This window comes from Streptomyces sp. 150FB (genome assembly GCF_000818195.1).
GTDB lineage: Bacteria > Actinomycetota > Actinomycetes > Streptomycetales > Streptomycetaceae > Streptomyces.
The window spans coordinates 1,245,314-1,251,932 of the sequence record NZ_JTHL01000001.1; the positions used below are offsets into that span (position 1 = coordinate 1,245,314).

At 72.9% G+C, this 6,619-nt stretch carries 6 protein-coding genes; 2 read left to right on the top strand and 4 right to left on the bottom strand.

Features of this window, described 5'->3' with window-relative positions; translation table 11 throughout:
• Positions 1-51: 51 nt before the first annotated feature.
• The 4 genes from QR77_RS04860 to QR77_RS04875 all read right to left on the bottom strand — a co-directional run bounded on the left by QR77_RS04860 (position 52) and on the right by QR77_RS04875 (position 4,620).
• A complete protein-coding gene (locus tag QR77_RS04860; RefSeq protein ID WP_052489533.1) occupies positions 52-1,242 on the bottom strand; it encodes a glycosyltransferase in 1,191 nt (396 codons plus the stop codon).
• 20 nt (positions 1,243-1,262) lie between these two features.
• The gene (locus QR77_RS04865; RefSeq protein ID WP_040019835.1) at positions 1,263-2,381 is read right to left on the bottom strand and encodes a glycosyltransferase family 1 protein; all 1,119 of its coding nucleotides are present in this window, start codon (positions 2,379-2,381) and stop codon (positions 1,263-1,265) included.
• Between the two features lie 229 nt (positions 2,382-2,610).
• Positions 2,611-4,029, bottom strand: a complete 1,419-nt coding sequence (locus QR77_RS04870; protein WP_040019837.1) for a hypothetical protein — start codon at positions 4,027-4,029, stop codon at positions 2,611-2,613.
• Positions 4,030-4,227: 198 nt separating this feature from the next.
• Entirely contained in the window at positions 4,228-4,620 is a 393-nt protein-coding gene (locus QR77_RS04875; RefSeq protein WP_040019839.1) for an ankyrin repeat domain-containing protein, read from the bottom strand.
• Positions 4,621-4,847: 227 nt separating this feature from the next.
• Here QR77_RS04875 and QR77_RS04880 point away from each other — a divergent pair, with 227 nt between their 5' ends.
• Entirely contained in the window at positions 4,848-5,042 is a 195-nt protein-coding gene (locus tag QR77_RS04880) for a hypothetical protein (protein ID WP_040019840.1), read from the top strand.
• Between the two features lie 40 nt (positions 5,043-5,082).
• Positions 5,083-6,619: hypothetical protein (locus tag QR77_RS04885; RefSeq protein WP_063798000.1), on the top strand; the 1,537-nt coding region annotated here is incomplete at its 3' end.

A 6,619-nucleotide genomic window follows, 5' to 3' on the forward strand; every position in this document is an offset into this window, starting at 1 on the left:
GGGACGCCTGGGACGCCTGGGACGCCTGGGACGCCTCCGACACCGGCGTGGTCATCGCGGGGCCCCGTCAGGGCGTCTCACGGACGTCGTCGGCGCGGCAGGCGCGACACCCGAAGCGGGCCCCGCCGCCCGGCCGCCGTTCAGCACCGGAACCTCATGGGCCTCCAGGAAGGCGGCCACCGAGCGGTCCCAGCCGAACAGTTCGGCCCGGGTCCTGGCCGCCTCGCGGCGGTCCCGCTCCGGGCGGCCCAGCAGGTCCTCCACCGCGTCGGCGAACGCCTCGCCGCTGTCAGCGGCGGCGATCCCCGCGTCCCCGATCACCTCCGGCAGCGCCGACGACGCGCTCGCGACGACCGGCGTGCCGCAGGCGAGCGCCTCCAGGGCGGAGAGCCCGAACGTCTCGGCGGGCCCCGGCGCCAGGCAGATGTCGGCGGACGACTGGAGGTCGGCCATCTCCCCCCGGTCGGCGACATGCCCGAGGAACAGCGCGGGCAGCCGCTGCGCTCGCGCCCTGCGGACCAGACCGGCCCGCAGCGGTCCCTCGCCCGCGACGACGAGCACCGCCCGTACGCCCCGCTCCCGCAGGACGGCGAGCGCGTCCAGCGCGGTCCCCGGCCGCTTCTCCACCGACAGCCGGGAGCCGAGCAGCAGCAGGACGTCGGCCCCGCGCGTGTACCGCTCCCGCAGCGCCGCGCTGCGCCGGTCGGGCCGGCAGCGGCTCAGATCGACACCCAGCGGCGCCCGCAGCACATTGCGCGCGCCGATCCGCAGGAACTCGCGCTCCGCCCATTCGGTGGTGCACACGATCCGCGAGTACGCCCACGCGCTGCGCAGGTTGACCCGGTCGGCGGCCCGTCCCGCGACGGCTCCCGGCACCCCCCAGGTCCGCAGGACGCCGTCCGCCGTCTCGTGGGACACCATCATGGAGCGGACACGGTTCCGCCGCGCCCATTCGCCCGTCCACCGCAGCGTTGTCCGGTCGGACACTTCGAGGCGGTCGGGCGCCAGCTCTTCGAGCAGCGCGGCGACGCGCCGCTTCGCCGTCAGCACGCGGTAGCCACCGGTGCCGGGCAGTACGGGCCCCGGCACGGTGATCACCCGCCCCTGGGAGGTGTGCTCGTCCGACGCCCGGTCCCCCGGCACGATCAGCACCGGGTCGTGCCCGGCCGCCAGGTAGCCGCTGCCCAGCTCCTGGAGGGCGGTGCGCAGGCCACCGGAGGCGGGGGTGACGAAGTTGGCCATCCGTACGATCCGCAGGGCGTTCACGCGACCACCGCCGTGCGCGCGCCGACGACATCGGCGTAGTGGTCGAGCAGTTGGTCCCCGACCACCGCCCAGGTCCGCCCCTCGACGGTGGCCCGTCCCGTCCGTCCGAAGGACGCCCGGAGCGCGGGAGCCGTCTGGAGGTCCCGTACGGCGTCGGTGACCGCCTGCGCGTCGTGCGGGGGCACGAGCAGTCCCGTACGGCCGTGGGAGACGAGGTCGAGCGGTCCGCCGGCCGCCGGGGCGACCACGGGTACGCCGCTGGCCATGGCCTCCTGCACGGTCTGGCAGAAGGTCTCGTAGGGCCCGGTGTGCGCGAAGACGTCGAACGAGGCGAAGACGCGCGCGAGTTCGTCGCCGGTCGTGCGGCCGAGGAAGACCGCGCCGGGCAGCGCGCCGCGCAGCGCCGGTTCGCTGGGTCCGTCCCCGACGATCACGAGGCGTACGCCGGGAAGCCCGGCGACCCCGGCGAGGAGTTCGACGTGCTTCTCGGCGGCGAGCCTGCCGACGTATCCGACGATCAGCTCCCCGCCGGGTGCGAGCCGCGCGCGCAGCGCCTCGTCCCGCAGTCCGGGACGGAACCGCGCGGTGTCCACGCCGCGCTGCCACAGCCGCACCCGTGGCACGCCGTGCGCCTCCAGGTCGCGTACGGCGGCGCTGGACGGGGCGAGTGTGCGGTCGGCGGCGCTGTGCACCGTACGGATACGGCGCCAGGCGGCTGCCTCTCCGGCGCCCACATAGGTACGGGCGTAGCCGGCCAGGTCGGTCTGGTAGACGGCGATCGCCGGCAGACCGAGCCGGGCAGCGGCGGTCATGCCTCGGTTGCCGAGCACGAAGGGGCTGGCCAGATGGACGAGTTCGGCGCGGTGGGCGGTGATGGTCGCGGCGACACGGCGGCTGGGCAGCGCCACCCGTACCTGCGGATAGCCGGGGAGGGGAAGGGACGGCACGCGCACGACAGGACAGGGTGCGCCCGTCTCGTCGGCGTCGGCGACGGCCGGGGCGATGACGAGCGGTTCATGGCCGCGGGCGACAAGATGCCGCGCGGTCTGGAGGGCGCAGTGGGCTACGCCGTTGACATCTGGCGGGAAGGACTCGGTGACGATGACGACACGCATATCCGTGTTGTCGTCCTGCCGGACGTGTCCCTGCCAACGTGGATCTTTCCGCTTGGGGAACGTCCCGTGAGCATTAGCCTTCGCACGCGCCCGTGAGCATGGAAAACACAAGAAAACGCTCTCCGGTGGCCACCCGGGGCGTGCTGGCCGGCGCTCTCCCCCGTCGTCCCGCCGGACCGGATCCATACGGTCCTGCCGAGCCGAACGTGAGCGCCTGCGGCCGGTACGGTCAGCGGGCCGCCGTGTCGGGTCCCATCCTGCTGCGTACGGCGGTCTGCACCTCGGCCTCCTCGGCCGGGTCGGCGGCGAGCCTGCGGAGCCGGTCGACCACCCGTACGTCCCCGGTCTCCGCGTGCAGCGCGGCGACCTCCCTGGTGGTCTCCTCGCAGTCCCAGAGGCATTCGACGGCGAAGCCCGTGGGGTAGGAGGGGTCGGTGGCGGCGAGTGCCCTGGCCGCGCGTCCCCGTAGCTGTGAGGACGCGGTCTCGCGGTAGACGTGGCGCAGTACGGGGGCCGCGCAGATGATGCCGAGGCGTCCCGCGCCGTCCACCAGGGTGCACAGCCGGGGCGCGTCGGGTCCTTCGGCCCGTACGGTCTCGCGCAGCGCGCCCAGCACCAGTTCGGTGTCCTTCGTGGCGCCCCGGGTGGCGAGGACGCCTGCCGCCGAGGCTCCGAGGGCGTCGGGGCGGTGGATCCAGCCACGGGCCCGGTCGACGGCCTCCTTGCCGGGCATCCGCTCGAACGCCGAGACCGCGGCCTCGGCGACGACCCGGTCGGGGCTCAGCGCTGCGGCCTCGATCAGGTCGAGGACGGCCGGATCGCAGGCCTCTGCCAGATAGTGGAGCGCCGCGCCGCGGGCGCCCTCGGGGCCGTAGCGGGCCGCCTCGACGATGACGGCGCGGTCCCCGGGCCCGGCGACAGCCGTGAGGCAGCGGGCGGCGGGGACGTGCAGCACACTGCCGCGTTCGAGGGCTTCCTGCGCCCAGTCGAAGACCGCCTGGACGCTCCAGCCCGGGCGCGGGCCGCTGGGCCGCATCTGCCGTTGCCAGCGGTCGAAGGACCCCTGTTCGCCGGCGGCCCTGATCCGGGCGCCGACCGACGCACGCGGATCCTCGGCCCACAGCCGCCAGGGCCGTGGCTCGAAAGCGTCCCTGACGACGCCGGCCAGTTCGGTGTCGCCCTCCGGGGTCGCCGGGAATCTGGCCAGTACGGGCACGGCCAGCGAGCGCAGCCCGGTGTCGTCGTCGCGCAGCGCCAGTTCGTCCAGGGCCCAGGCCCAGTTGGTGCCGGTCTCCGCGTACCTCCTGAGGAGGTGGAGTGCGTCGCTCCTGCCGTACGACGCGAGGTGGCCGAGTACGGCGAGCGCGAGCCCGGTCCGTGACTCCTCGGTGTCGAGGACGTCCTCGGCCTGGAAGAGGTGGTGTTCGACGGCCTCCAGGCCGCCGTGGAGATCCAGGTACAGACGTGCGTAGTACAGCGAGCGGTTCTCGACCTGCCAGTCGTGGCGCGGGTCGTTCAGCACGCAGTGGTTGAGGGCGGCGAGCGCCTCGACGCGTGGTGCGGCGAGCGCGTGCAGCGTGCCGTCGCCGCGGCCCCTCTGCAACAGGCCGAGCAGCGTACCGCTCGGCGCTATGACTGGATCGAACATGGGGGAAGCCTCACATCAAGCTGTCGACGCGACCGGGGGGCGTGAATACTTAGACCCTGTCGCGACATGCTCGTCCGACCGTCGTACCGCGCTTGGTGTAGACCATCTCTCGCTGCCTTTCGTCGGTGGCCCCTTGCGGGCCCGTCGTCATGATGACCCACCCATTTCGCCACCGCGACCACATTTACGACGCCTCCTTCACTCGGCTCCGAACAGACGGAGAAGGTCCGTCTTCCCGAACATCCGCGCGGTATCCACCGCCGAGGGGGAACCGGAGGCCGGGTCGGCGCCGCCGGCGAGCAGCGCCTCGATCACCGCGGCCTCCCCCTTGAAGACGGCTCCGGCGAGCGGTGTCTGCCCCCGGTCGTTGGGGCGGTCGCCGTCGGCGCCGCGCGCGAGCAGCGCCTCGACCGCGGACGCGTGGCCGTGGTACGCGGCGAGCATGATGAGCGAATCCCCCCTGTCATTGGTGAGATTCGCCGGGACACCGGCGTCGACGTACGCGGCGAGCGTCTCGGTCTCGCCGCGGCGGGCCAGATCGAAGACCTTCGTCGCCAGCTCGATCACTTCGGGGTCCAGCTCCTCACTCATCGGCCGGCCACCTTTCACGTCGTCAGAAGTCGTCGGAAACCGAAAGGGTACTGCTCGGTACGGCCGCACGCCGAAGCGAGCCCCGCCGCCACCCGGGAGATGACACAACGTGAGCCAGTGCAGTGAAATGCGTAGTTTTTCACTCTTTGGGACCTTTAATCGCATAGATACTTTCCGTAATGCTGGAAGAACTCATGGCGACTGTCCCCTCGACCAGGAGAACTCCCATGATCCTGTCCATCTCAGGCGTCGTGTTGCTCGGAATCATCGTCTTCCTCTTCTTCAGGAAGGACGGGCTCAAGGCGTCGCACGCGCTGGTGAGTGCGCTCTTCGGCTTCTATCTCGCTGGTACGGCGATCGCGCCGAGCATCACGGCGGGAGGCGCGAGCCTCGCCGGGCTGCTCGGCGGGATCAAGTTCTGACACCCCATCAACCGCCCTCTCGTACCTCCAGGAGACAGACGTGATCCGGCTACCGCTCCCCCGCGTGCTGACCGGCGGCAGCGCCCAGATCGCCCGTAGCCGCGAGATGGCCCGCACGGCCGCCGACAGCGCCACCGATGTGCTCCATCCGCTGATCACGATCTCCCGCGGTCTGCGGCTGCTGGCCGTCGCCGGACGCCGGAAGTGGGTCGGTGCGTCGAAGGAGCGGCGTGGTCCCGCGTTGTTCCTGGCCGCCGCCTGCGTCCTGGTGGTCGCGCTCATGCCGTACGGGCCGCTGCTGGCCGTGGTCTCGGTGATGGCCGCGGCCGGCTGGAAGGGGCGGGACCGTACGCCCGTGCGGACCGGGCCCGACGAGGCGGAGATCCTGCGGCTCCAGTCCCTCTACGAGGCGCTGGTGCCGTACTTCTCCGTACCGGAGGACCCGAGTCCGCTCTTCGCCCACGACGGCGAGTGGAGTTCGGCGTTCAGCGACCCGGAGTTCGACGGCGACGGCCGTCTCAGCCGGCTGCGCGTGAAGTACCCGCCGTACTTCACGGACGGCGAGCCGGCGGCGCGCTCCCGTATCGAGTTGCTGCTGCACGCCAAGTCCGGGCGCGGCCGTGAGTATCTCTTCGACTGGCACGAGGAGGCGAACGAACTGGAGATGAGCGTGCTGCCCGCGCTCTCCACGGACGTCGCTGCCCAGCGATTCGTCACCGTCCCCGGTGAGACGGTGCTCGGCTTCACCGACGACGGCGCGGTCCGGCGCACCCTGCCCGTCGTGGAGGGCGCGCGGACGCGGGACGCGCCGCCGGTGGTCTGGCGTACCGGTCCGCGCTCGACCGAACCCCATCTGCTGATCGCGGCCCAGCCGGGCGGCGGCGCCACCACCTTGCTGCGCTCCCTCGCGCTCCAGGCGCTCCAGCACGGCGACGTACTGATCGTGGAGGGCAGCGGCACCGGCGAGTTCGCGTGTCTGACGGGACGTTCGGGTGTGCTGGCCGTGGAGAGCGGCCTCGCGGGCGCGCTGTCCAGCCTCGAATGGGCGGCGCACGAGACGCAGCGGCGGCTGATCGCGGCGAACCGCGCGAGGCAGTCCGGGCACCCCACGCCCGACGACGTCAAGCGGCCGCTGTGGATCCTGCTGGACCGGCCGACGGCGTTCGGACATCTCGCGGCGGCCGACGGGCGGCCCGATCCGCAGACGCTCCTCCAGGTGCCGCTGCGGCACGGCAGGGCCGCGCAGGTCACGGTGGTCGTGGCCGACCAGCTCGACAGTCTGGACGGGCTGAGCGAGACCGTACTGACCCACACCCGCGCCCGGGTCGTCCTCGGCCCGGCGGCGCCCGCGCTGGTGGAGGCGGTCCTCGGGGCGCCGCCGCACACCACGCCGACTCCGGAGGTACCGCCCGGCAGGGGGTACGCCCGGCTCGGCGCCGGCCCGGTGCTCAGGCTCCAGGTACCTGCGACGCCCGATCCGTACGACGACGCGACGAGCGAGGCGCACCGGCAGGCGGTCCTCGACCTGCTGCCCGAGCGGCATACCCGGGCCAGGGCCGCCGGGATCGGTGCCGGGG

Coding starts and splice junctions, on each gene's coding strand:
- QR77_RS04870 (WP_040019837.1), bottom strand. CDS start 4,029: ATGTTCGATCCAGTCATAGCGCCGAGCGGTACGCTGCTCGGCCTGTTG.
- QR77_RS04875 (WP_040019839.1), bottom strand. CDS start 4,620: ATGAGTGAGGAGCTGGACCCCGAAGTGATCGAGCTGGCGACGAAGGTC.
- QR77_RS04880 (WP_040019840.1), top strand. CDS start 4,848: ATGATCCTGTCCATCTCAGGCGTCGTGTTGCTCGGAATCATCGTCTTC.
- QR77_RS04865 (WP_040019835.1), bottom strand. CDS start 2,381: ATGCGTGTCGTCATCGTCACCGAGTCCTTCCCGCCAGATGTCAACGGC.
- QR77_RS04860 (WP_052489533.1), bottom strand. CDS start 1,242: ATGGCCAACTTCGTCACCCCCGCCTCCGGTGGCCTGCGCACCGCCCTC.